The following is a 26,227-nucleotide window of genomic DNA, read 5'->3' as shown; positions in this document are numbered from 1 at the left end:
AATGAAAATATACACGGTGGATGCTTTTACGAGTAAGGCTTTTTACGGAAATCCGGCAGGCGTCTGCCTGCTGGAAGAAACAGACCAGAAGTCTGAGGCATGGATGCAGCAGACAGCTGCAGAAATGAATCTTTCTGAGACCGCATTTCTGGTTAAAAGAGGAGAAAGTGAATACGGAATACGCTGGTTTACCCCGTCCGCTGAAGTGGATTTGTGTGGTCATGCGACGCTTGCCTCAGCGCACGTGCTGTGGGAAGAAGAAAAGATTCCGGAAACGGGGACGATTACGTTTCAAAGCGCGAGCGGACCTTTGGCTGCCTTTCAAAAGGAGGGAACCATCTGGCTCGACTTTCCATCAGAGCCGCCGGAGCCTGCGCCTTTAAATGAAGGACTGCTTGAGGCTCTCGGGGTGGAGGCACCTGCGGTAGAGCAAAACCGGATGGATGTTATTGTAGAAGTCGATTCCGAACAGACGCTCCGGGACCTCGTGCCGGATATGAAAGCATTAGCCCAGCATACGACGCGCGGATGTTTAGTTACTTCTCTATCAGAAGAAGAGAGAATCGATTTTGTGTCACGCTGCTTTTTCCCAGCCATTGGGGTGGATGAAGATCCGGTAACAGGTTCGGCGCATTGTGCACTCGGTCCGTACTGGGCAAAACGTATGGCAAAGCAGAGCTTCACGGCCAAACAGGTCAGTAAGCGGGAAGGTGTTGTAGAGGTGGAAATGCACCGCAGCCGCTGTCACATCGGTGGACGGGCAGTCACTGTTATGAAGGGCGACTGGCTGGCATAATAAAGCTTGAAAGGGATCTTATCTGTGAAATAGGAGCGGGCGCCCGGCATTAATAGGCGCCCGCTTCTATTTATGTTTTGATGAAGGCATGCCTTCCCAGCGATCAGCTTCTTCCATATGAATGCCGAACTGGTCGAGCGTGCGGTAAGCAATATGGTCGACAAGTTCATTGATATCTGCCGGCTGATTGTAAAAAGCAGGCATCGGTGGAGCAATGGTTACGCCGAGCTTGGAAAGGGCGAGCATGTTTTCCAGGTGAATGGTGTTAAGAGGCGTTTCCCGGGTCATTAAAAGCAGGTGCTTGCGCTCTTTTAAAACCACGTCGGCTGCGCGGGCAATAAGGTTATCCGCAAAGCCGTGACGGATGGAGGCAGTCGTTTTCATGCTGCAGGGAGCAATAATCATGCCTTCGGTACGAAAGGAGCCACTTGATATGCGGGCGGCCTGATCCTTTGAGGAATACGAAACGTCTGCAAGCGCCTCTACCTGGGACGCTGTATACGAAGTTTCAAGTGGAATAGTAGCCTTTGCCCAGGAGGATAAAATCAGGTGGGTTTCAATGTCGGTGGATTTTAATATTTCGAGCAGACGGATGCCAAAAATGGCTCCCGTGGCGCCGGTTATGCCAATAATTAATTTCAAAAAAAAGAACCTCCTTCATGAAGGCCGTATGAAGACCTTGTTCGCTCGTTTGATTGTATCATGATTGAGAGCGAACGCGCATGAAAGAGGAAACTAGTAGGGTGTAACAAATTAATCGGCCTGCATGCCTCCGTCAACGTTATACAATGATCCGGTAACGAAGGAGGCCCTGTCGGAAGCAAGAAAAAGTACGACTTCTGCTACTTCCTTTGGCGTGCCAAAGCGTTCGGCGGGTATTCCTTGACGAATTGCAGCCGCCGCCTGTTCCGGATCATCCGGCGAAAGATTTTGTTGAATGCTGGTGAGCATCTGCGTGTCGATAGCCGCTGGTGCCACAGCATTCACCCGGATATTTGCCGAAGCTGCTTCCAGAGCGGCGGTTTTTGTCAAACCGGCTACAGCATGTTTGGAGGCAATATACCCGGCCATGCCTGCTGATCCGATATAGGCGGCATTGGAAGCAGTGTTAATGATCACGCCATATTGCTGTTTTTCCATGTGACGTATCATATGCTTCAGCCCAAGGAAAATACCGGTCGTGTTTATATTCATGATCAAGTCAAATTGGTCCTTCTCCAAATCTTTAATTGGTGCAACTGGGCCGTTAATGCCCGCATTATTAAAGAAAATGTCTATTTTCCCGAATGTTTCTGCTGCCTGCCTGATATAGTTTTCGACGTCCTCTTCCTTTGTTACATCGGCCTGGATAACAGTGACTGTTTTTTCTCCGCTCGTTAAATCGTTTTTAGCATTTGTTAAAGCTTCTTCGTTCACATCCACGAGAACGACATCCGCTCCATTATCGAGAAACAGCTGAGCTGTCTCTTTGCCAATACCACCGGCGCCGCCTGTAATTAAAGCTGTTTTACCCTCTAGCATGGAAACCCCCCTAATAGTATCAAAGTACGTTCGGTAATGAAGTAAGAAGATATACCTACAGTGTAATGAAAACGTTTCCAAAAATCAATGTAAATGACTAAATTTTTACAATGTAAGAAAATGTACACTTCAACTGGAATAAATCAGCTGTTTTTAGCAATAATGCACAGAGAACATAATAAATTTGTGTGATGATAAACAATGATCCAGTGCATGTTTCTCCGATAAAATAAAATTAATCATTTAACGAATGAATAAATAAAGTATTCATGAATTGTTCGTTTTTTATTTAGGAGGGAAACATCATGCAGGCACGGCAGGATCTGAGACCAATTACTAGTGAGAAAGAAAGAATCCTTGGGCCGAAGGCTTATGTGGCGATGTGGTGGGGGGATACCATCATGATCGGTACATTCATGCTCGGTTCGAGCCTGATTCCGCCGTTTGGTGACCTGAACCTTTACCAGGCGGGCGCGGCACTGCTTCTCGCAAATATTATGGCCGCTCTGTTGTTTTCATTAAATGGATATGTAGGATGGAAGCACGGTATTCCGATGGTTGTTCAGCTTCGTTCGTCCTTTGGACCGATTGGCTCTAGAATCCCCGCTCTCTTACGGAGTATTCCGGCTTTGTTCTGGTTCGGGATACAGACATGGCTCGGGGCGCAGGCTTTGAATCAGATTGCCTCGAGCTTTATAGGCTTTGAAAATGTATGGGTGTGGTTTTTTGGCTTTCAGGCCCTGCAGATTTTTCTTTCGGCTAAAGGTATTGAATCCATCAAATGGGTGGAAATTATCGGTTCTGTCATCATAATGGGCGGTATCATCTACTTAATTTTCCTGTTTTTAACGACGTTTGGATTTGAGGTGCAGGCAGCCGCGAATGTGGACGGATCCTGGGGCATTCCGCTCTGGCTTGCAATGACCGTATTGGTGGGACAGTTTGCAGCCCTTCTGATTAACGTGTCAGACTACACAAGATACGTCCCGAAAAAGACAAAAACATCCACCTATATTAATGCTCATCTGGTTGGTATGGTGCCGCCGAGCATTCTGCTTCCATTTATTGGCATGCTCGGAGCGGCTGCGGTTGGAATTTGGAACCCGATTGATGTTATTTCCGAATATATTCCTTCTACCGTGGCAAGCATTATCGTACTGATTTTTATTGCGATAGCCCAGGTGACGACGAACTTGATGGCTAACATTATGCCACCGGCGCTAGTAGCAATGGACCTTTTTAAAATTTCCTGGGCGAAGTCATGCATCATCATTGGTATACTCGCTACGTTCACATGCCCGTGGTGGCTGATGAATGCTGCATATTTTACAACCTTCATTGCCATTGTTTCCGCCTTTTTGGGGCCGGTATTCGGTGTAATGATTGCAGACTTCTTTTTCGTGCATAAACGGAATTATAACGTAGCAGCGCTGTACGAACAAAGCAAGCTGTTCCAGGCTTTTAAAGGATGGAATCCCGCAGCTATTATATCCATTGTTGTTGGTACTGCCGTTTCCTTTATTAATATTGACGGCTCATGGTTTATCGGCGGCCTGCCGGCACTGCTTCTTTATACTGTATTAATGAAATACTGGATTGCAGGGCACGAACCCTATGTCCAGGAGGGCATGAATCAAAGCTTCATTGAAGAAGAGACAATGAACGAAAAACCGGAGCCCCAGTGGATAAAGCAATAATAAGAAGAAATGAAGAACAGGCAGCTGCCTGTTCTTTTTGTATTTAAATTCTTTATTTAGTATAATTATACATAAAGGGAGGCAGGGCGATGGTGCAACTTATAGAATTTTTACAGGAAACCTATGACATCGATTACGCGGCGGAAAGTATTCAGCAGAAAGCGGCGGAATTGTTTTTTCCGGAAATGAATGAAAAAGAAAAGATAGAAGCTGCCTACTTATTTGTGCGTGATAAAGTCAGCCATTCGTGGGATATTCAGGGTAAAACAGTTACCCGGAGAGCCTCGGAGGTGCTGAAATACCGCGAGGGGATCTGCTGGTCCAAGTCTCATCTGCTGGCGGCGCTTCTCCGCTCGGAAGGGATACCATGCGGCTTCTGCTACCAGCGGCTAACTCTCTTCGAAGAATCGTCAGACGGCTACTGCATTCATGCTTTAAATGCCGTCTATCTTCACGAAGAAGACAGATGGGTGCGGCTGGACGCAAGGGGCAATAAACCCGGCATTGACGCACAATTTTTTACCGATAAAGAACAGCTGGCCTTTAACGTGGAGGAGGCAAAGGACGAGCAGGACTACCCGGGAATATACGCGGAACCGCCGGCAGAGCTTCTGAGTGTCCTGGACCGTCACGAGGACCCGGTGTATATGTATCGGTACGCGCTTCCGGAGTCGCTTGTTAAAGCTCCTTAATCATTTTTGGCATATGACATAATAAAATTCAAAATCGTTCCGGGAGGATAAGACCTGGAACGATTTTAATATCTGCCATACTTTTGCCACAATATGTTAATAGCTTTGTCATAAATAGTATGTGATTTTTATCACGTTCAGGAGCATAATAATATCGAGTCATGTGAATAATTTCACTTGAATTTGTGAAATAGTGAACAGGGGAGGGGTTTCTACAGTGGATGAGTTGATTTTAGCCAGAATTCAATTCGGATCGACGACGATTTTTCATTTTTTCTTTGTGCCTTTATCGATCGGACTTGTTTTTATGGTGGCAATTATGCAGACATTATATTATTTCCGCGGTAAAGAAGTGTATTTAAAAATGACGAAGTTCTGGGGCCATCTTTTTTTAATTAATTTTGCAATCGGGGTGGTGACTGGTATCATTCAGGAATTTCAGTTTGGTATGAACTGGTCGGAATATTCCCGTTTTGTAGGCGATGTGTTCGGGGCGCCACTAGCAGTAGAGGCTCTGCTGGCCTTCTTTATGGAATCGACCTTTATCGGGCTGTGGATTTTTGGATGGAATCGTCTGCCAAAGGGCATTCACCTGATGTGTATCTGGCTGGTGGCGCTTGGAACGATTCTTTCAGCCATGTGGATTCTCGCAGCCAATGCTTTTATGCAGGAGCCGGTCGGTTATATTTTGCAGAACGGCCGGGCGGAAATGAATGATTTCTTTGCTCTTCTTTCCAATCCTCAGTTTTTAGTGGAATTTCCGCACGTTATATTCGGTGCTTTTGCGACAGGAGCGTTTGTTATAGGCGGCGCAAGTGCTTATAAAATGCTGAAGGGAGAAGAGGTTTCCCTGTTTAGGAAATCATTTGCCCTGGCGATGGCGCTTGGTCTGATCGGTGGTATGGGAACAGCATTCAGCGGCCATGTGCAGGCGCAGCATTTGATGGAGTCACAGCCGATGAAAATGGCAGCCAGTGAAGCTCTCTGGGAGGACAGTGAAGACCCGGCCGGGTGGAACCTGTTTGCCTGGATGGATGTCGAAGCGCAGGAAAATAAAGCACAGCTGGAGCTTCCGTATCTGCTCAGTTATCTTGCCTATGAAGAATTTGAGGGCTCAGTGCCAGGAATGAAGACACTTCAGGCGGAATACGAAGAAGAGTATGGCCCGGGAAACTACATCCCGCCGGTAAACGCAACCTTTTGGAGTTTCCGGGTTATGGTTGGTGCTGGAATGGTTATGATTACAGCTTCAATGCTCGGTCTCTGGTTTTTATTCCGGAAAACGCTTCTTGAACGCCGCTGGTACTTAAAGCTGATGATGGCACTTATTGCCTTCCCGTTTATAGCAAACACCGCCGGATGGATCATGACAGAAATTGGCCGGCAGCCGTGGACCGTTTTTGGCTTGATGACGACTGCTGCTTCGGTCTCTCCAAATGTTTCAGTGGGGTCGCTTTTATTTTCCATCATTACATTTACTACAATTTACCTGCTGCTTGGCCTTGTGATGGTTTATTTATACATTAAAGAAATCAAACAAGGCACTGAGCATGACCCGGAGGATGAAGATCAGGAGCCGGTGATAGATCCATTTGACAAGGAGGCATATGAACATGGAGCTCAGTGAATTTTGGTTTTTGCTGGTGGCTGTTTTGTTTGTTGGATTTTTCTTCCTGGAAGGATTTGATTTCGGCGTCGGCATGGGCACGAGGGTATTGGCAAAAAACGACCAGGAGCGCCGGGTGCTGATCAATACCATCGGCCCGTTCTGGGACGCCAACGAAGTATGGCTGATCACGGCCGGAGGAGCGGTGTTCGCTGCGTTTCCTCACTGGTACGCTACTATGTTCAGCGGCTACTACATCCCATTTGTATTCGTCCTGCTCGCTCTGATTATCCGGGGCGTGGCGTTTGAGTTCCGGGGAAAGGGCCGTCACATGTACTGGAAAAAAACGTGGGACTGGAGCATTTTTCTTGGAAGCCTTATGCCGCCATTTTTGTTTGGCGTGTTGTTTACGAGTATGCTCAAGGGCATGCCAATTGATGAAACGATGACAATGAGGGCGGGGTTTACCGATTTTGTCAATATATACTCGGTGGCCGGCGGCCTCACGCTCGTAATTTTATGCTACTTGCACGGTATGATGTTTTTGACGTTGAAAACAGTCGGAGAAGTACAGGAGCGGGCGCGTAAACATGCTCGGAGATCCGCAGCGGCTGTTTTCTCTGCGCTGATTGTTTTCGTGGTGCTGTCTGTTTTTAATACTGATATGTATGTGGTTAAAGGCGGATGGGTGGCAGCCATTACCGTTGCTGCTGTAGTAAGCTATGCCGCTGCATTTCTTTTCTCCCTGCGGGGAAGAGACGGCTGGGCGTTTATCTTTTCAGGTTTCGGGATAGCTTCTGTTATCGCTTCGGTTTTTGTGGCTATGTTTCCAAGAGTTATGGTGAGCTCTCTTTCATCATTAAATGACTTAACAGTATACAGTGCTTCCTCGGGGGATTACTCCCTGCGGGTCATGTCGATCGTAGCCATTACGCTTCTGCCGTTTGTGCTCGGCTATCAAATATGGAGTTATTATGTGTTCCGGAAACGGGTCACTGGAAAGGATCTGACCTACTAATGGGAAAAGACTTACTGGCTTACCGGGGCGCAAAGGCCTGCTTCAGCTGGATGACTGTACTGACGCTCATTCAGGCAGGCATGATTGTGATGCAGGCGTACTGGCTCGCCCGGGCTATTGTGCCGTTATTTGAACAACAGGGCGTGTCGTCTGCGTTAGCGCCTGCTGCCTGGTTTACAGCTGCACTGGTTTTACGCTATCTTCTGCAGTCCTGGAAAGAGGCTCTGGCTGCTTCCTATGCCAGCAGGTTGACGGGGGAAAAACGCGATGCGCTCTTTCAAAAAATCGGCCGGCTCGGCCCGGACAATACTGTCCGGGGCACGGGAGGCACAGTAACAACTTTTGTGGAAGGAATGAGTCAGTTTCAGCGCTATGTTGAGCTGTCGCTTGTGAAAATTCCCGGTGTGCTTATTATTCCGGTCGTCACTGGAGTGGTGGTATTAAGCCAGGACATACGTTCCGGGGTGGTTTTATTTACCACTTTTCCTATTCTAATTGTATTTATGATTCTTCTTGGAGTGGCGGCGAAAGCAAAAGCGAACAAGCAATGGCATTCCTACCAGATGTTATCCAACCATTTTATCGACTCCGTGCGGGGACTGAAAACACTGGTGTACCTAGGGAGGGCACGCGGCCATGAAAATAACATCCGTAAGGTGAGCGAGCAGTATCGGAAAGCGACGATAAGCACACTGAAGGTAGCATTTTTTAGCTCGTTTGCCCTCGATTTTTTTGCAATGCTTTCAGTAGCGGTAGTAGCCGTTTTTCTTGGTTTGAGCTTGATTGAAGGGCAGGGGGAGCTGCTTCCGGCACTATTTGTTCTTATTATGGCTCCGGAATTTTTCATGCCGGTACGTGAACTGGGGAGTGATTTCCACGCCACGCTTGACGGGAAGGAAGCTGGGGCTGCTGCCGAAAAATGGCTGGCGGAAAAAGAGAAGAACCACGAGCTTGAGCTTCAGCACGAGTGGACAGAGCAGAGCCGGTTAATGCTGAAAAACGTTTCTGTGACTCATGCCGGAAGCGAAGCGAATGCACTTAACGAGGTTTCCGCAGTTTTAGGTGGGTTCGAAAAAATCATGATTGCCGGAGACAGCGGTTCAGGTAAATCTACGCTCATTCATCTGCTGGCCGGGTTTCTGCCGGCTTCAAACGGGGCGATGATCATAGACGGAGAGTGGCGCACCCATTTACAGCAGGAAGGATGGCGGCAGCAGATTGCTTACATTCCGCAGCACCCGCATATTTTTGCAGGCACCATTGAAGAAAACATCCGAATGAATAAGCCGGGGGCCTCAAAAAAAGAAGTGAATGACGCAGCTGGGCAGGCAGGCCTTGGTGAATGGATAAAAAGCCTTCCGAAGAAAGAAATGACAGCTGTAGGCGGAGGAGGCCGCGGTATCAGCGGCGGGCAGGCGCAGCGTATAGCGATCGCACGCGCGTTTTTAAGCGGTCGGCCGATTCTGCTGATGGATGAACCCACCGAGCATTTGGACATAGAAACGGAATATGATATCAAACAGCGGTTAAAACAGCTGTTTGAAGGTAAGCTAGTCATTATGGCGACACACCGGATGCACTGGTTAAATGATGTCGATCGGGTAATTTTTCTGGAAGAGACCCGATTAGCTGGAGACGGGAGCCCGGAGGGTCTGATGAGAAACAGCGCGGCTTTTCAGGAATGGATTCGGATGCAGAGGAGAGAAGCAGAATGAAGGGGCAATGGATACTGCCTTACGTAAAAAAATATAAGCGGGGTATCGCCTGGACAGCCTTTTTTGGGCTTCTTGCCTCTGTATCAGCCGTGGCTCTGCTGTTTGTTTCAGGCTTTTTGTTAACAAAGTCGGCCACACAGCCTGAAAATATTCTAATGGTATACATTCCGATTGTTGCTGTCAGGGCTTTCGGAGTCAGCCGGGCCGTCTTTCGTTACGCAGAAAGGCTGGCAGCACATCAGGCAGTACTAAAGATTTTATCTGATATGAGAGTTCGATTATACAGAGGGCTGCTCCCGGTGGTGGAAAAAGGGTCCCATCTGCTTCATGCTGGAGATATGCTCGGGCTTCTGGCTGAGGACATCGAGCGCCTGCAGGATATTTACATTAAAACCGTCATGCCAGCAGTAAGCGCGCTCGCTCTGTATCTGCTGTCAGCGCTTTGGTTTGGGTTTTTTTCCTGGGAAATGGCCGCTTTGGCAGCTGTATATACGCTCATCTATATGACTGTGATTCCGTATTGGTCCTACAGACGCACAGCCTCATTTGTGCAGGAGTGGAAGCCAAAACGGGCAGGGCTGTATAAAGAAACATCAGAGGCAGTTTTCGGTATAGGAGAATGGCTGTTGAGCGGTCGTTTCATGGAGCTTGCCGGACGTTTTCGCCAGGCGGACGAGGCCATGCGTTCAGTGGAGTGGAAATACAGCCGGTTTATTCGCACCCGGGGGATACTTTTACAGACAGTGACAGCGGTGCTTGTGCTCATTGTTTTGGTGTGGGCCGGATCCGGGGCGGAAGAGGGATCGCTTGCTCCAACGCTCGTGGCGGCATTTGTATTATTTATTTTTCCGCTCACAGAAACGCTGATCCCAATTTCTGATGCGGTGGGCGAGCTGCCGAGTTACACGCATTCGACAGAACGCCTGAGCAGGCTCGAAGCGGAAGAGAATCTGCAGGAGCCGCAGTCGTGGAAGCCGGAACACGAAAAAAAGCATATTTTCTTTGATGATGTTTCTTTTCATTATGAAGCTTCTCAGCCCGTCTTGACACATTTGCAGGCAGAATGGAGACCTGGCTGCCGGGTAGCTCTTTTAGGGCCAAGCGGGTCCGGGAAATCAACAATGCTAAACCTGCTTCGGGGCGTGTGCTTGCCTTTTCACGGAGAGGTAGTTGTGGAAGGGCGGCCGGCTTCTGCCTGGGGCGAGAGAATTACGGAAAAGATTGCTGTATTGAACCAATCTCCGTATTTATTTTCGACTACGGTAGAGAATAACATACGGCTTGGCCGCCCGGACGCATCAATGGAAGAAGTAAAGCAGGCGGCAAGACAGGCGCAGATTTATGACGCTGTAAACTCGCTTCCGGAAGGATTCCATACGAATATGCAGGAAGCGGGCGCTCGTTTTTCCGGCGGCCAGCGCCAGCGCATAGCACTGGCGCGGGTGCTTCTGCAGGATACACCAATAGTCGTTTTGGACGAGCCTGCGGTCGGGCTTGATCCCCGGACGGAGCAAGCATTAATGAACGACGTGCTGCAGGCATTAGAGGGTAAGACGGTAATTTGGATTACTCACCATTTAAGCGGACTGGAGCAGGTAGATGAAATCTGCTTTCTGGATCAGGGGCGGATTACAATGCGCGGTACTCACGAAGATTTAATGCATACAAGCCCACGGTATCAGAGGCTCTATGAGCTTGACCGTCCGGCAGCAGTTCGTTACGAAAAAGAAAAGACAATAAAATAACCGAAGAGCCAGTCCTGTAGAGAAACAGGCTGGTTTTTTGTATTCCAATCTGCAGGACTCGGGTGTTATGTTCTTTATGGATAGCTTATGATTCATGGCTTTCGGGTAAAATGAGAGTAATTGGAGAAAGTCAGGCAGGAGGGAAGGTCTATGGATTACTGGTACTACACACAGCATGACGAAGAGCACGGACCGCTGTCGAGTGTGCAGATGCGGGCGCTAATTGATGAAAAACAAATCGGTGCCAAAACCCTGGTGTGGTCAGAAGCCACCGGCGGGCGATGGCTTCCACTCAGTCGTACGGTCCTCGTTGAAGCACTGGTGGAGGATGAAGAACATCCGGGAGATCAGGCGAGAAGCGCTTTTATCCGGGCTTCGACCCGGATTAATCAATATGTCGGAGAAGAAGGCTCTGCAGATTTTCATCTAAAAAATTTGTTCTCCAACGTGTTTAAGCGGCATACAAGGGATGAAGCAGAGCTGGTGTTTATTTCCGGTACCCCTCTGACAACACCCAATGAGAAGGAGATTCCACTTTCGTGGCCAAAGCCGTGGCTGTTTTCGCGTGTACTTCTGGTGCTTGTGATCACATATTTGATTCTATATGGATGCACGCTGTTTTTCGGCAATGTTTTGACAATTCCCGGCATGATCGCCATCGGTTCATTTGCTGCACCGTTTGCGCTCGTTGTGTTTTTTTATGAACTGAATGCGCCGAGAAACATCAGTATGCTTCGTTTGCTGCAGATGTTTTTCGTGGGCGGGGTAGCGTCGATTTTTGTCACGCTGATTTTGTATTCCTTTATCCCCATCGGTGAAATTGGGTTTTTCAGCGCTATCGTCATCGGTGTGGTCGAAGAAGTGGGAAAGCTGATTATCATCGCATACTTAATAAAGAAAACGCAGGTAAAGTATATTCTGAATGGGCTCGTAATCGGTGCTGCTGTCGGGGCAGGCTTCGCTGCCTTTGAATCCGCCGGCTATGCACTTAATTTCGGCCTGCAGTACGGCACCGGCGTAATGATCGACGTTATTTTCGAACGCGGCTGGCTGTCGATTGGAGGGCATGTTGTATGGGGTGCCATCATCGGCGCTGCCCTACTGCTCGTGAAGCGGGACGAGCCGCTGCAGAGAAAGCATGTGGCGGACCGGCAGTTTTTAAAAATCTTTATTATTCCGGTGCTGCTGCACGCAGTATGGGATATGCCTATTACGTTGTTCCCTGACAGCCGTTTTGTGCAGCTGATTTTGATCGCTGTAGCCTGGTATTTGATTTTGACGATGATCCAGGCAGGTCTTCGCCAGATAGCAGCTTTGCATACGAATGGAAAAAAGCCGGAACAGGCCGTCGAAGACGGGCTGGAAACCGAAACGATCTCCCGGGGACAGACGATGTCACGAATGGGCCGAAAAGATAAAAAAGAATAAGGAGCGAACAGCGATATGCCTGAAGGACCAGAGATACGGCGGGAAGCGGATAAAGTGGAAAAAGCCCTTCGAAAAGGGCCAGTTATCGAAGTGTACACGGCGTTTGAACGATTAAAGACTTACGAAAATCTGCTTTCAGGATCAGAGGTCAACGAGGTGGCGACAAAAGGAAAAGCAATGCTCATTCACTTGAGCAGCGGCTATACCATTTATTCCCACAATCAGCTGTACGGAAAATGGTATGTTAAAAGCAGCTACACGTACCCAAAAACAAACCGCAAGCTCCGTCTGGCCCTGCATAATGAAAAGCAGTCCGCACTGTTATACAGCGCTTCGGATGTGGAAATTATGCCAACAGAAGAAATCCGGGATCACCCGTTTGTCTCGAAGGTCGGACCAGATCCGCTCAGCGAGAAAGTAACATCGGATATGATTGTGGATCGCACCATGGATAAAAAGTTTCGGAACCGGCGCCTGACGTCACTTTTACTTGATCAGCATTTTATCGGGGGCATTGGTAATTACCTGCGCAGCGAAATACTGTTTGCGGCTGGTGTCTATCCGGATCAGCGGCCCGCCGATTTAAGTGACAGCCAGGTCCGGAAGGTGGCGGAAGAGCTGCTGGTATTAATGGACCGGTCCTATAAACATAAAGGAATAACAACTGATGATTCCGTCGTTGAGCGGGCAAAGGCAGAAGGAAAAACTTACAGCGAGTACCGGCACTGGGTGTTCAACCGCGGCGGACAGCCATGCCGGGTGGACGGTACGGAAATTATCCGTTTCACTGCCGGTTCAAGACGCTGCTATTACTGCCCGACCTGCCAGCAAAAATAAACGAAAAGACTGCCATGACCTTCATTTGAAAAAACGAACTGCTCCCTGCATAATAAACATGTTACTAAACATAAGTATTTGCAGCAGTGATGGGGGATATGGTGGGGGATAAGCGAACAAAACCGTTAAAGCTTGTAACATGGATTACCTTGTTGATTTCTGCAGTGATGCTGATTGCACTTTGCATTACCGGAATCATCGTTGCCGTAGATACTGCTGACGACGTCCGGGACCAGCAGGCAGAAAAAGCATTGAACATTGCCGAAGCTGTCAGCCGTTCGCCGGAAGCAGCTGAAGCGCTGCGGGCCGGCGAACAGGGAGGAAGCCTGCAGGAATATACAAAGGAAGTTCAGGAAGCAACGAATATGGAATATGTAGTCGTCATGAATATGAACAGCGTGCGTTATACGCACCAGCGCGAGGACCGGATCGGGGAGCAATTCGCCGGTGGAGACGAGACGGAGGCTTTAAACGGGAGAACGTACGTATCGACGGCTGAGGGAACGCTGGGCGTTTCCATGCGGGCATTTGTACCGGTGATGGACGGGGGCGAACAGATTGGTGTCACCTCCGTGGGCATTCTGACTGACAGTATTCAGGAAGACATCTGGGCAGACCAGCAGACGCTGGTTCTCGGAAGCGGTATTGGTCTGGCAGCCGGTGTCATTGGCGCTTTCTGGCTGGCACGCCGGATCAAAAAAACGATGCACGGACTCGAGCCGCTTGAAATATCGCAGGTGCTTGAACAGCGGGAGGCGATTATGTCCTCGGTGCGGGAGGGTGTACTTGCTGTCGACAGCAGCGGCACGGTGATTCTGGCCAACGATGCGGCCAGGGAGCTGTTCACGGAAGCCGGCGCCGAAGAAGACCCGATGGGAAAAGATATATCCCATTTCTTTGCCGACTCCCTCCTGAAAAGGGTACTGCAGACTAAAGAGCAGGAGCTTGACCAGGTCCAGCAGCTGAAAGACGTAGAAATTATTGTGAGCTGCATGCCGGTGGTTTCGGATGAGACCCTGCTTGGAGCGGTGGCTACTTTCCGCAACAAAGATGAACTGACACGGCTCGTCGAGCAGCTGTCCGGGGCCAGAACCTATGCGGAGACGCTCAGGGCCCAGTCCCATGAGTTTATGAACAAGCTTCACGTCATTTCGGCCATGATCCAGACGGAGTCGTATGAAGAGCTTGACGACTATGTGATGAGCATTTCAAGCAACTACCGCCAGGAGGTCGGATGGGTGACCGCGTATGTAAAGGATCCGGTGCTTGCCGGGTATTTAATGAATAAAATATCCAACCTGCAGGAAAACGGCATCGAAGTGGAGCTGTCGGGAAGCGGGATGTGGCCAGCGATGGCTGATCCTGAATGGACCGACCATATGATCACGATTATCGGCAATCTGATCGACAATGCCCGTGACGCGATGAAGCATACGCCGTCCCCTCATTTGTTTATGCATATTTACGAAGAGAACAGCTGTCTTGGTTTTCAAATCGAGGATAACGGACGGGGAATGGACGAGAAGACCCAGGCAGAACTGTTTAAACGGGGGTACTCGACAAAAGGTGAAGGTCGGGGCTTTGGCATGTACAATACGAAGCGTTCCCTCGATACGCTGGAAGCAGAAGTGTTTATCGATTCCCAACCGGGAGAAGGGACAGCCTTTGATGTACAGATACCAATAGAGAGGGAGAACTGAAATGAGAGTATTAATGGTCGAAGATGACCCGATGGTAGCTAAATTTAACCGTATGTATGTCGAACGGGTTCCGGGGTTTGACGTAGCGGGGCATGCGGAAAACCTGTCGAAAGCAAAAGAGATGCTTCGTGCAGGAGCGATTGATATTGTGCTTTTGGACGTGTATTTAAATAAAGAAAACGGTCTTGATCTTTTGGAGGAGCTGCGAAAAGAACAAATCCCGGTGGATGTGATTGCAATTACGTCGGCCAATGATACCTCGTCCCTGCAGCGGGCTAAGCGGCTTGGCTGTACAGATTACTTGATTAAACCGTTTCACTTTGAGCGCTTCCGGGAAGCGTTAATCAATGTAAAGGAATGGCAGAAAGCATCGGGAACGACAAAGGAATGGGGACAGGAGGATGTGGATCAGCTGTTTTTAGCCAATAAGGGTACGCAGGAGGAGCCCGAGCTGCCCAAGGGTCTGACGACAGAAACCTTCCGGATTGTCGGCGAAGAAATTCTGCAGCATGCCGGCAGTACCTTTACGACGCAGGGACTCGCAGAAAGTACGGGCATATCGAGAGTGTCCGTGCGGAAGTATCTCGCTTTTCTGGAGGGAGAAGGGGTGCTTAAAATAACGATGAACTATGCGGGAAGCGGCAGGCCGCTGCAGCAGTACACGATGCCTCCGGAACAGGTGGAAATACTTAAAGACTGGATGGAAAAGTAAGGAAAAAGGCTGACAGTTTTGGTTATTTTGTTTACAAAAGTATGTGCTTACTTACAAAATGTATACAAAGAATCAAAACTTTATTATATTAGTTAGCAAGCGCTTTCAATAATCTGAAAAGTAAGAGGTGAGAAGGATGAAGAATACGGTTGTTTCCGGTTGGAAATCATTATGGCATTCCCACCGGCAGACGAAAAAATTGCTGAATGTTTTTCAGACGGACCGGTCACCAACGCGTCACAAGGAAGAAGAAATACAGGATCCTTCTACCGCTGGCCGTAACAAAAACCGCGACGGCGATGACGGAGGAGGAAATGACGGAGGAGACAGCGGAGGGCAGGACCCTTCCTACAAACGTCCACAGCTCGTTGGACTTATTTTAGGGCCATTATTATTTCTCATTACAATGCTATTTCTGGATCCTTCGGGGCTCAGCTATGAAGGAAAAGCAGTACTTGCCACCACACTTTGGATTGCCACCTGGTGGATTACAGAAGCGATCCCGATTCCGGCAACCTCGCTTTTGCCGATTGTCCTTCTGCCGATTACCGGAGCGCTCGACGGGGACACTGTCGTTTCTGCTTACGGTAACGATATTATCTTCTTGTTCTTAGGTGGTTTCTTTATTGCCTATGCAATGGAAAAATGGAACCTACATAAGAGAATCGCGCTGTTTATCATCGCGGTGATTGGTACAAGCACCAATCGGATTATTCTCGGTTTTATGGTAGCGACAGGCTTTTTATCAATGTGGGTGTCCAATACAGCATCAACCATGATGATGCTTCCAATTGCGCTTGCGATTACGTACCAGGTGTCGGAAGCCCTCAAAGGAGAACAGGATTCCGAAAAAGAAGTGAAAAAATTCGAAAAAGCGCTTATTTTCGGTGTTGGTTACGCCGGAACGGTTGGCGGACTCGGTACACTGATCGGGACACCGCCGCTCAGTATTCTGGCCGCGCAGTCGGAAGAGCTGTTTGGCCAGCAGATTTCCTTTGCACAGTGGATTATGTTCGGCGCACCGATCGTAGCTGTCTTCTTATTGATGGTCTGGTTCTACCTGACACGCTTTGTCTATAATATCGGCTTTTCGACCATTCCGGGCGGCCGTGACATGATTCAGGCGGAAAGAACGAAGCTCGGAGGAATGAAATACGAAGAAAAAATTGTCATGGCAGTATTCGTATTTGCCGCTGTCATGTGGATTACACGTTCCTTTTTCTGGCAGGAAATCGTTGGAGTAACCGGCCTCAGTGACGGCGGTATTGCCATGATCGCTACGGTGCTTTTATTTTTAGTGCCTGCCACGAAAAAACAGGAGGACCCGCGGGTGCTGGTCTGGAAAGACTCCAGAGAAATACCATGGGGCATTCTGCTGTTGTTCGGGGGCGGACTGGCGATTGCTGCCGGCTTTAGTAACACCGACCTTGCCGAGTGGATCGGTAACAGCTTAACTATCCTTGAAGGGGTAAACATCATTCTCGTTATCCTTGTATCTGCCACGCTCGTGTTGTTCCTGACAGAGATCACGTCCAACACAGCGACAGGCACGATGATTATTCCACTGGTTGCTTCCCTTGCGATTGCGATTCAGGTGCACCCGTTTGCGCTGATGGTTCCGTGTGCGATGGCTGCTAACTGTGCGTTTATGCTGCCGGTTGGTACACCGCCAAACGCCATCATTTTCGGGAGTGGGAAGATACGGATCATCGACATGGTGAAAAACGGCTTCTTCCTGAATATAATTGCGATAATACTAATTACGGCATTAGTCTATCTTGTTCTTCCGACCCTTTGGGGAATTGACTTAACCACTGTACCGGAATCGTTTCTCAATAACTAAGTAGGCTTCGTCATAAAAAATAAGCCTGCATTCATCCTTTGATGAATGCAGGCTGTTTTTATTATAAAAGCCGGTACAGACTGGCGACCCCAAGTCCGCCTCCGATTCCGATCATAGCTACGCCGAGCGGCAGGCCGCCGTTTTGCATCAGCCGCATCAGCCTTGCAATAAGAATCGCCCCCGACGCGCCGTATGGATGCCCCTGGGCGATGGCTCCTCCGGCTGTATTCAGCCGCTCAGGTGGAATGCCGAGTTGAAAGGCGGAGGCAAGCACCTGGGAGGCAAATGCTTCATTGCATTCCCATACGGAAATGTCCTGTACAGACAAATGGTTTCGCTCAAGCAGTCGGCGTACAGCAGGCACCGGCCCGATGCCCGGCATGTTCGGATTAACACCCGCTGCGGTGGCGTCGATGATTTCAAGCGCAGGCTCGAGCCCATGCTGCCGGCAGGAGGAGCGACTCGCCATCAGCGTGAGTGCCGCCCCGTCACTGATCCGGGAGGAGTTGGCAGCAGTGACCGTGCCGCTTTCCTGGAAAACCGGGGGCGCCCGGCGGATAATTTTATTCATTTTATCTGGAGAACGAAGCTCTGCGTCTGCCTGAATGGGGCTTACGGGAATGATTTCCCGGGAAATATCCGGTTTTGCTGCTTCCTCCCACGAAAGCCTGTAGCTTCGTTCGGCAAAGGCGTCCTGGTCTGCACGGGAAATGCTGTAGGCCTCCGCTACCGTTTCCGCGGCTTCTCCCATATCAGGATCGCCGATAACCTTTGGAGAAAAGCGGGCTCTTTCCTGCGTGGAGGAGACCGGATAGGCTTCCGAGGCGAAAAAGGAGCGCTTCGGGGCCCGGCTTGTGCTTTCCACCCCGCCGGCAAGAACGGTATCCGCGGCGCCGGTCTGCAGATGCCGGAATCCCTGATGCACAGCTTCAAGGCCGGAGCCGCACTGGCGGTCCACTGTTACGCCGGGAACAGACATATCATATCCGGCTTCAAGCAGACTGAGCCGGGCAAGGTTACCGCCCGGACCAACTGTATTTCCCATAAAAACTTCGTCCGCCAGGACCCGGTCATTGATCCCGTGATGGAGCTGGAAATACTTGTACAGCGGCGCCGTCAGCTGCTCCGGCTCCAATTGGGAAAAAGCTCCGTTCACATGATGTACAGGGCTCCGTTTGGCATCAATAATATAGACAGGCTCAGTCATCATTACCGTTCTCCTTTAAATGAAGCTTCGTAATACTTCTGTGCCCGCTCCCGGTCGATTTTTCCGCTGCTAAGCACCGGAAGATGGTCCATATGCCGGCATGCAGGTATTTTATAAGCCGGCAGCTGCTTCCGGCAGTGAGACCGCAATTCGCTGTGGGCAGCCCTTCCAGTATACAGTGCAGCAATCTTTTCCCCCTGAAGAGCGTCGTACATGCCAAAAACGACTGCCTGCTCAACGTCCGGGTGACTCATAAGTACCTGTTCGATTTCTTCGGCATAAATGTTGCGTCCGCGGCTGACAATTTTTCCACTCCGCCGGCCGGTAATATAAAGAAAGCCTTCCTTATCGACGCAGCCAATGTCTCCGGTGGCAACCGAATGGGGGGAGTGGAAGCATTTATCTCCGGCATAGCCGCTGAATAAAAACGGGCTTGTTACGATTAATTCCCCGGATGCCCGGGAAGATGCGGCTTCCACCATAGGAAACAGGCGGCCGGTGCAGGAAGAGCTGACCTGTTCCGCGCGATGGTTTAAGGCGCTGATAAAGCTGGTTTCGGCACTGCCATAGAATTCATACAGATCCGCCGAAGGAAATCGGGCGAATGCTTTTTGATTATCGGCAGGAAACCATTTTTCTCCTCCCGTAATGATAAGTCTGACGGTGGGAGAAGGAGGAAAGGAGTGGCTGAGAATCCAGCGGAGCGTGGTAGGTACAGCGTACAATACTGTAATCTGCTGCTCGTCCACCATCCGGTCAAACGCCCGGGGCGATTGTCGTGCGGGCAGCACAACGGTGTGCCCGTTTTCGAGCATACGAACGGCACCGTACAAAAAGAGAGAGTGGGAGAGCTTTCCGGTAATCAGTACGCGTTCGCCTTCCTGAAACGGAAACAGCTGCTCGTCCGCTTCAAAGCTTTTCAGCCAGGAACGATGGCTCCGCAAACATACTTTCGGGGCCCCGGAGGACCCTGATGTGCAGGCACCGTAAAACAAATCGGTCTCTTCGCAGAAGGCAGCGGGTGCAGACGGATACGCCTCAGTGCCGGTAACGTCTGCAAGAATTAATGAAGGCACCGGCGGCCCGGCTGCTTCAGTATCTGTGATAAAAAGACTGGATCTGGAGGAGGAAAGAAGAGAAGCTTTCGTGTCGATGTCCAGCGTTTCATCCACTGGCACAGCAATCCCGCCTCCAGACACGACCGCAAAAAACATATACAGCTGTTCGAGAGGATCCTGAAGCGCAAAAGCAATCTGCTTTTGAAAAAATGGACCGAAAGCAGCGTGCAGCTGACCCCGCCGGCGGTTAATGGTTTCGTGCAGCTCCCGCCAGCTGATGGAACGTTCTGAGTATGAGAGCGCCGTCCCGGCAGGGTTAGAATCAGCATGCCGGGTGATAGCCTGGCCGATCATTTAAAGTCCTCCCCCCTTTCGGCGCTAAAGTCTGATTTTGTGCTGCTTGTTCAGCCTGACTGCTACAAAGCCAGCAACAACTGCTTTAAAAATATCCCCAGGCAGAAAAGCGAGTGCCTGAATCGCGGCAGTGGTCCACGGTATGTTTATTAAAAACGATAAGTAGGTGACCCCGCCGGCATAAATGACGAGAATGCCGCCAACGATATTGGCAAACAAATACTTTTGAAACGAAGGTTTCTTGAAGGAATGGGCGATCCAGCCAATGATAAACGCCCCGATCGGCCAGCTCAGAATGTAGCCGCCACCTGGGCCGAATAATACACCGGCACCGCCGCGACCGCCGGCTAGCAGTGGCAGTCCTATCATTACGAGTACGACAAACAGCAGTATGCTGAGCCCGCCATATCTCGCACCGAGCAGAGAGCCTGCAAGCATGACACCGAGGGTCTGCAGGGTGATTGGCACCGGACTGAATGGGAGCGGAATTGGCGGCACAATGCCTAAAGCTGCGATAATTGCTGCAAATAAAGCCGTATAAATAATTTTTTGTATACGCATCTATGTTCACCTCACTGATTTCTAAGGATAGAAAGAAATCAGTCATTTGTCAACTGGAATTTAAAAATGGTTTACGAAGTTTGGACGATTTTTTAAATCAGTATGAAAAATGACGCAAAAAAACCCGGGGGCCCGGGTTTTTTATTATGCGGAGGATGCTTTTTTCTGGCGAATAATTGGCACGAGGAAGGAAAGAAGCGCGACAATCAGCATGCTGAGGGCAATCGGCCGGGTGAAAAACACCGTTAAATCGTCATTGGCAATGGTCATGGCCTGACGGAAGGACTCCTCCATCATCCCGCCGAGTATAAATGCGAGGATCAGCGGAGCTGCCGGGAAATTGTACAGCTTCATCAAATAGCCGATTACGCCAAAAGCAAGCAGTAAATAAAGGTCAAATGTGCTGAAGCTGATGGAGTAAACTCCGATCATGCTGAACATAATCACAAGCGAAATCAGCATTGGGCGCGGGATCAACAGTACTTTAGCAATGTATGGGATAAGCGGCAGGTTCAGGATTAACAAAAACACGTTGCCGATATACATGCTGATGATAACGCCCCAGAAGAGGTCAGGCTGTTCTTCAATTAACAGCGGCCCCGGCGGCACGTTCAGCACAAGCAGGGCGCCGAGCAGGACGGCCGTCGTTCCGGAACCGGGAATACCAAGGCTGAGAAGAGGTACAAAGGCACCACTCGTAGCGGCGTTATTGGCCGTTTCGGGAGCGGATATACCTTTCACTGCGCCTTTTCCGAATTCTTCGGGACGTTTGGCAATCTTTTTTTCCGTAATGTATCCGATAAATGAAGCGATTGTGGCACCGGCGCCCGGGAGAACCCCGAGAATAAATCCTAGGAAGGACTGGCGGGTCATTGGACCGCTCATATCCTTGAAGTCCTGTCTGGAAAGCTTCAGGCTTCCAATATTGCCCTGGTTTTTAATTGTCTTTTTGCGGTTTACAATCAGATTGCAGATTTCAGCAATTGCAAACAAGCCGAGAGCGATTACGAGAAAATCAATGCCTTCGAGCAGGTTCGGATTATTGAAGGTGAACCGCGTCGTCCCGGTCTGGCTGTCCATGCCAATAGTGACAAACATGAGGCCGAGCACTGCGGAAATAAGTGCCTTAATCGTCGAGCCGTCAGACAAGCTGGCTATCGCGGTTAAGCCGAGCAGCATCAGGGCAAAGTATTCGGGCGGGCCGAATACAATGGCGACGCTTGCCAGAAGCGGAGCGAAGAGCATCAGCAGAACGACACTCACGGTCCCGCCGGCAAAGGAAGAAATGGCCGCAATTGCAAGTGCCTTTCCCGCCTGGCCGTTCTGGGCCATGGGGTAGCCGTCAAAAGCGGTAGCCACCGTGCCGGAAATCCCCGGAGCATTCAAAAGAATTGAGGAGGTAGAGCCTCCAAACACGGCCCCGTAATACACGCCGGCCATAAGTACGAGAGCCACAGTCGGCTCCATGTTGTATGTCAGCGGGATCATGATAGCGATCGCGCTGATCGGCCCGAGCCCGGGCATCATTCCGATAAATGTTCCGGCGAAAACGCCGATCAGCACAAACAGCATTCCCTGGACGCTGAAAGCGACACTGAGCCCGCTTAAAATTCCATCAAATGTTCCCATGAGCTTAACCTCCTTTCTACAGCGGCAGAATGCCCGGAGGCAGACTTATATTTAATAACTGAGTAAAAACTAAATAAAGAGATAACGGAAAAACAACCGAGGTCACAGCGTTGACGATATGTTTCCGGTAGCCCATAAACAGGCTGCACAGAAAAATAAATACAGTGGAGGCTAAAATGAAACCAACGGGCTCTAACAAAGTAATGTATAAAAGAATCATTATGCCTACACCGCCCAAGTAAAAAATATGCTGTCCGGCTTCCTTTCGTTTTTCCTGATCTTCCTCACTCTCGCCTTCTTTAATAAAAAACAAAAAGATACTGAGCAGGATTAATAAAAAGCCGGCTGCTTTTGGCATGGTGGAAGCGGTAAACACGCCTGTAGCAAAAGCGGGGATCTGAAAAGCCAGGTACAAATAGAAAATAGCAATGACAATGAGAATCATACTGATAATTTTATTTGCGGAACGAAACATGACGTATCACCTCTTTCAACTGCTTTTAAAATAAGAGAGCTCTGGACGCAGAACGTTCAGAGCTCCTTCGTACGGTGTTACTCGCCGCCCCGGTCAATACCCACCTCATCAAGCAGGTCCTGCATGGATTCTTCTTCTTCGGCTAAGAACTCTTCAAATTCTTCGCTGTCCATGTAGTTTTCTTCCCAGGCGTAGGACTCCCGGGTTTCCTGCCAGTAGTCAGATTCACTGAGTTCTTTAAACGTCTCTTCGTAATAAGCAATTTCAGCATCACTCATGTTTGGCGGTCCCAAGAATCCGCGCCAGTTGACGAATGTTTCTTCGATGCCCTGTTCTGTCGCGGTTGGAAATTCACTGACCGTGTCACCTTCGAGACGTTCTTCAGCAGTAATGCCGAGCACTTTAACATCGCCGGCTCTCACCTGCTCGACCGTCTCGGTGATACCTGTTGAATAAACATCAGCCTGACCGTTTAAAAGGTTTGTCAGGGCGCTGCCGTCCTGTGCGGATACGTATTTAATCGTAGAAGGGTCAACGCCTGCACCGGCTGCAATTTTGGCAAACTGCATATGGTCCATACTGCCCGGGGAGGATTCGCCGACGACGGTGATATCATCCGGATTTTCCTTCATATCATCAAACAGGTCGTTCAAATCATCCCATTCCGAGTCTTCCGTAACGGCAAACGCGCCGTAGTCGGCAATCATATTCGACAGAGGAGTGAAATCTTCATAGCTGTATTCCGATTGGCCGTTCAGCGGCACGAGCAGAAGTGGAGGTGAAGCCACAAAAGAGTATTCCGGATTGCCTTCCTGGTTATGAATGTAGGACCAGCCGTTGGCTCCACCGCCGCCTTCCCGGTTAACGACACCGATGCCCTGATCGACAATGCCTTCTTCTTCAAGACCTTCAGCAGCGGAACGGGCCACTGTATCCCAGCCGCCGCCAGCTCCGGCCGGTGCAACAATTTCAAGTGAGGAATCCGGCTCGTAGTTTTCTTCGCCGCCGTCACCGTCATCACCACCTGACGAGCTGTCCCCGCCGCCTCCTCCGCAGGCGCTTAAAACGCTAAGCGAAAGTACTCCGGCACCGATCCAATATTTTGAATGCTTCATAATATGTAGCCCCCTTTTTTATATTGATGTAAGCGTAACCAAAAAACGCTTAAATGTAACCGTTTACAATTTAAAATGTATATCTTTCGTTTATTGTATTTATTTCATAAATGTCACAGGCATAAATAAACCGGCTGCATGTACTGGCTGCAGCCGGTGAAGGAATTATTTTTTAAAATATCTGCGTTCAGGGCGGCCGACAATTCCATAGATCGGACGGACCTCGATTTCGTTTGCGGATAACAAATATTTAAAATATCGGTGCGCGGTAGTTCGGGAAGCACCGAGAAACGAAGCCATTTCATCAGCCGTTACTCCGTGCTCTGCCTGATGGATCTGATCCTTTACCTGATCGAGTGTGAAGGCATCAATACCTTTTGGCAGATCCAATTCTGATTTGGTTTCCGCCGTGCCGGGAGACGCAGGAGGGGAGAAGTAACGATCAATCTCCTCCTGGGTAAGATCCCCTTCAGGGCGGGCCGCCTGCATAGCCTGGAATTTTTTCAGCGACTCCTCGAGCCGTTTAGGAGAAGCTGGTTTAATAATATAATCGATCACACCCGATCGGTAGGCTTTCTGCACATGAGTGAGATCATTTGAAGCTGAAATAATAATAATGTACGCATCATGGCTGTCCAGTATTTGCCCGAGAATGTCTGTTCCAAGCTGATCGGGCAGATAAATGTCGAGCAGCAGTACATCAACCGGCGTGTGCTCCATCGTCTCGAGCAGTTCCTTTGCGGTGCCGGAGGTGAACCGGCATGAGAACCCTTCAATTTGTTCAATAAGCTGCCGGTGAATATCTGCGATCCGAAAGTCGTCTTCGGCAATACCAACGTAAATCATCAACTACCCCCTTGCGGCAACGTTTTGGGCAGGTAAACCGTAAAGTAGGCGCCCTGGTTTTCATTGTTGCCAAATTCAAGCATACCCTCTAATTCCTGAATCGTTCTTTCTACGATCGAAAGTCCGTATCCTCTTGGCTGGTCACCGGATTTTGTGGAGGCTCCCTGGGAAGTAATGTCTATCCCCTCCGGAAGTCCGGGCCCGTTATCGACAACTTCAAACATAATTTCCTCCTCCATTTCGGTGACGAAAAATGCTACTTCGGGCGTTGAACAGCCTGAGGCACTGTCAATGGCGTTATCGATAAGGTTGCCTAAAATAGATACAAGCTGAACCTTCTGAATGTGGTCCGGCAGTGTTCCCAGCCGGCTTTCGCTGTCGATGTGGAAAGCTGTCTTTTTTTCGGAAGCCCTTGCCGCTTTTCCGGTTAGTATCGCCTGAACGGTCGGGTCGTTAATCTGCTGAAAGACTACGGAGTGGGTTTTGCGCTGCTGGGACGTTTCTTCTTCGACAAGCTGGGCTGCCTCGTCGTATTTCCCGAGATGAAGATACCCGGACAATGCGTATAGCTTATTCAGATATTCATGATTTTGTGAGCGCAGGCTGTCCGAATAGCGCTGAATGTCAGAAAGCGTGTTAGCCATCTGCATCATTTCTGTTTTATCACGGAACGAAGAAACGACGCCGACGAGCCGGCCATCGATAGTGATCGGCTCCCGGTTGACGATGTAAGGAGCCCCTCGGAGCACTAATTCCTGGTCGTATTCCGGCTGTCCGTGCTTCAGTACTTTTGGCATTTCCGAGTCCGGCAGCACGTGATGAATATTCTGCCCCTCGATGACACCGTTAATAGCAAGCATGTTTCGGGCTGATTCATTCATCATCGTGATCCGCCCTTCGGTGTCAATTGCAATAATGCCCTCCCGGATAGCAGTAAGTACACTTTCTTTTTCCTGGTACAGCTGACCAATCTCATGAGGTTCAAGGCCGAACATATCTTTCCGGATATTTCTTGAGACCGCCATACTGCCGATTACGCCTAGAGCGAGAAGAACGAGCGCGAGCATAAACAGAAGCCCGAAGCGTTCCCAGATGGCCGCCCGCACATCCTCAAGCAGAAAGCCGACAGAAACGATGCCGACAATATCCCCGTCTTCATCACGAACCGGTGCCTTACCGCGAAGAGAGGGGCCCCGGGTGCCGGTGGCAGTGGAGACGTAGGACTGCCCCTGCTCGAGCGCGCGGGCGTTGTCGCCGCCGACCATGGATTCGCCGATTTTCCATTCGTCCGGGTGTGCGTAACGGACTCCGTCGGTATCACCGAGCACTACAAACTCTGCGCCGGCCTGCTTACGGACCCGTTCAGCATAGGGCTGAAGCACGGAGCTTGGATCCTCGGAGGCATACGCTCCCTGAACGACCGGGGAGCTCGCTATGTAGGTGGCTGTGCTTAATGCTTTATCTCCAAGCTCTTCTTCGATATCATTATATTCTAAATAAGCAAACACCCCGAAGGAGCTTATCGTAATAAAAGCGACAAGCCCGACGACGAGAAACATAATTTTTGTCTGCATCTTCATGTTCTTTCTTATAATGGGCTCCCTCCTTCCAGGATAACGCTTTCAGAAAGTGTAGGACTATATCCTCCTATTTAAATATACGGGTTGTTCAA

22 protein-coding genes are annotated in these 26,227 nt (G+C 49.7%); 12 read left to right on the top strand and 10 right to left on the bottom strand.

Translation table 11 applies throughout. The features are described 5' to 3' along the window. The first annotated feature begins 1 nt into the window (after position 1). The gene (locus ACTRXI_RS05940) at positions 2-796 is read left to right on the top strand and encodes a PhzF family phenazine biosynthesis protein (protein WP_474261537.1); all 795 of its coding nucleotides are present in this window, start codon (positions 2-4) and stop codon (positions 794-796) included. A gap of 66 nt (positions 797-862) precedes the next feature. Here the strand turns inward: ACTRXI_RS05940 and ACTRXI_RS05935 are convergent, their stop codons facing one another. Together ACTRXI_RS05935 and ACTRXI_RS05930 are read right to left on the bottom strand one after the other, a co-directional pair. After that, complete coding sequence (locus ACTRXI_RS05935; RefSeq protein ID WP_474261536.1) at positions 863-1,438, bottom strand: UbiX family flavin prenyltransferase; 576 nt, start codon at positions 1,436-1,438, stop codon at positions 863-865. 111 nt (positions 1,439-1,549) lie between these two features. Next, complete coding sequence (locus ACTRXI_RS05930) at positions 1,550-2,317, bottom strand: SDR family NAD(P)-dependent oxidoreductase (RefSeq protein ID WP_474261535.1); 768 nt, start codon at positions 2,315-2,317, stop codon at positions 1,550-1,552. A gap of 305 nt (positions 2,318-2,622) precedes the next feature. Between ACTRXI_RS05930 and ACTRXI_RS05925 the strand changes: the two genes are divergently transcribed. The 11 genes from ACTRXI_RS05925 to ACTRXI_RS05875 all read left to right on the top strand — a co-directional run bounded on the left by ACTRXI_RS05925 (position 2,623) and on the right by ACTRXI_RS05875 (position 17,310). Further along, positions 2,623-4,014: an NCS1 family transporter gene (locus tag ACTRXI_RS05925; protein WP_474261534.1), complete on the top strand. Its 1,392-nt coding sequence runs from the start codon at positions 2,623-2,625 to the stop codon at positions 4,012-4,014. 89 nt (positions 4,015-4,103) lie between these two features. Further along, positions 4,104-4,706, top strand: a complete 603-nt coding sequence (locus ACTRXI_RS05920) for a transglutaminase-like domain-containing protein (RefSeq protein ID WP_474261533.1) — start codon at positions 4,104-4,106, stop codon at positions 4,704-4,706. Between the two features lie 217 nt (positions 4,707-4,923). Further along, complete coding sequence (locus tag ACTRXI_RS05915; RefSeq protein WP_474261532.1) at positions 4,924-6,333, top strand: cytochrome ubiquinol oxidase subunit I; 1,410 nt, start codon at positions 4,924-4,926, stop codon at positions 6,331-6,333. Next, positions 6,320-7,330 (top strand): cytochrome d ubiquinol oxidase subunit II, encoded by a 1,011-nt coding sequence (cydB, locus tag ACTRXI_RS05910; RefSeq protein ID WP_474261531.1) that lies wholly within the window; start codon positions 6,320-6,322, stop codon positions 7,328-7,330. Before ACTRXI_RS05915 ends, cydB begins: the two co-directional genes overlap by 14 nt. Continuing rightward, entirely contained in the window at positions 7,330-9,045 is a 1,716-nt protein-coding gene (gene cydD / locus ACTRXI_RS05905) for a thiol reductant ABC exporter subunit CydD (protein WP_474261530.1), read from the top strand. Before cydB ends, cydD begins: the two co-directional genes overlap by 1 nt. Further along, complete coding sequence (cydC, locus tag ACTRXI_RS05900; protein ID WP_474261529.1) at positions 9,042-10,790, top strand: thiol reductant ABC exporter subunit CydC; 1,749 nt, start codon at positions 9,042-9,044, stop codon at positions 10,788-10,790. The genes cydD and cydC overlap by 4 nt, the downstream gene beginning before the upstream one ends. A 150-nt stretch (positions 10,791-10,940) precedes the next feature. Continuing rightward, the gene (locus tag ACTRXI_RS05895; RefSeq protein WP_474261528.1) at positions 10,941-12,218 is read left to right on the top strand and encodes a PrsW family glutamic-type intramembrane protease; all 1,278 of its coding nucleotides are present in this window, start codon (positions 10,941-10,943) and stop codon (positions 12,216-12,218) included. 15 nt (positions 12,219-12,233) lie between these two features. Beyond that, entirely contained in the window at positions 12,234-13,055 is an 822-nt protein-coding gene (gene nei, locus ACTRXI_RS05890; RefSeq protein ID WP_474261527.1) for an endonuclease VIII, read from the top strand. A gap of 101 nt (positions 13,056-13,156) precedes the next feature. Next, positions 13,157-14,755: a DcuS/MalK family sensor histidine kinase gene (dcuS, locus tag ACTRXI_RS05885; RefSeq protein ID WP_474261526.1), complete on the top strand. Its 1,599-nt coding sequence runs from the start codon at positions 13,157-13,159 to the stop codon at positions 14,753-14,755. A 1-nt stretch (position 14,756) separates the two neighbouring features. Then, positions 14,757-15,467, top strand: coding sequence for a response regulator (locus ACTRXI_RS05880; protein ID WP_474261525.1), 711 nt, complete (start codon positions 14,757-14,759; stop codon positions 15,465-15,467). A 136-nt stretch (positions 15,468-15,603) separates the two neighbouring features. Then, positions 15,604-17,310: an SLC13 family permease gene (locus ACTRXI_RS05875; RefSeq protein WP_474261524.1), complete on the top strand. Its 1,707-nt coding sequence runs from the start codon at positions 15,604-15,606 to the stop codon at positions 17,308-17,310. A gap of 61 nt (positions 17,311-17,371) precedes the next feature. Here ACTRXI_RS05875 and ACTRXI_RS05870 read toward each other — a convergent pair whose 3' ends face one another. From ACTRXI_RS05870 to ACTRXI_RS05835, 8 genes are all read right to left on the bottom strand, one after another. Next, complete coding sequence (locus tag ACTRXI_RS05870; protein ID WP_474261523.1) at positions 17,372-18,520, bottom strand: thiolase family protein; 1,149 nt, start codon at positions 18,518-18,520, stop codon at positions 17,372-17,374. Further along, entirely contained in the window at positions 18,520-19,929 is a 1,410-nt protein-coding gene (locus ACTRXI_RS05865; RefSeq protein WP_474261522.1) for an AMP-binding protein, read from the bottom strand. Before ACTRXI_RS05865 ends, ACTRXI_RS05870 begins: the two co-directional genes overlap by 1 nt. Before the next feature lie 24 nt (positions 19,930-19,953). After that, the gene (locus ACTRXI_RS05860) at positions 19,954-20,490 is read right to left on the bottom strand and encodes a biotin transporter BioY (protein ID WP_474261521.1); all 537 of its coding nucleotides are present in this window, start codon (positions 20,488-20,490) and stop codon (positions 19,954-19,956) included. Between the two features lie 144 nt (positions 20,491-20,634). Then, on the bottom strand, positions 20,635-22,119 hold the full coding sequence (locus ACTRXI_RS05855) for a tripartite tricarboxylate transporter permease (RefSeq protein ID WP_474261520.1): 1,485 nt from the start codon (positions 22,117-22,119) through the stop codon (positions 20,635-20,637). 16 nt (positions 22,120-22,135) lie between these two features. After that, positions 22,136-22,594, bottom strand: a complete 459-nt coding sequence (locus ACTRXI_RS05850) for a tripartite tricarboxylate transporter TctB family protein (RefSeq protein WP_474261519.1) — start codon at positions 22,592-22,594, stop codon at positions 22,136-22,138. A gap of 77 nt (positions 22,595-22,671) precedes the next feature. After that, a complete protein-coding gene (locus ACTRXI_RS05845) occupies positions 22,672-23,709 on the bottom strand; it encodes a tripartite tricarboxylate transporter substrate binding protein (RefSeq protein WP_474261518.1) in 1,038 nt (345 codons plus the stop codon). Between the two features lie 165 nt (positions 23,710-23,874). Beyond that, positions 23,875-24,555 (bottom strand): response regulator, encoded by a 681-nt coding sequence (locus ACTRXI_RS05840; protein WP_474261517.1) that lies wholly within the window; start codon positions 24,553-24,555, stop codon positions 23,875-23,877. Continuing rightward, the gene (locus ACTRXI_RS05835) at positions 24,555-26,129 is read right to left on the bottom strand and encodes an ATP-binding protein (protein ID WP_474261516.1); all 1,575 of its coding nucleotides are present in this window, start codon (positions 26,127-26,129) and stop codon (positions 24,555-24,557) included. Before ACTRXI_RS05835 ends, ACTRXI_RS05840 begins: the two co-directional genes overlap by 1 nt. Positions 26,130-26,227 lie beyond the last annotated feature (98 nt).

The organism is Marinococcus sp. LNHM4E3-1 (genome assembly GCF_056034405.1).
The sequence above is the reverse complement of the archived record's forward strand: the minus strand, read 5'-3'. Positions and strand labels throughout refer to the sequence as shown.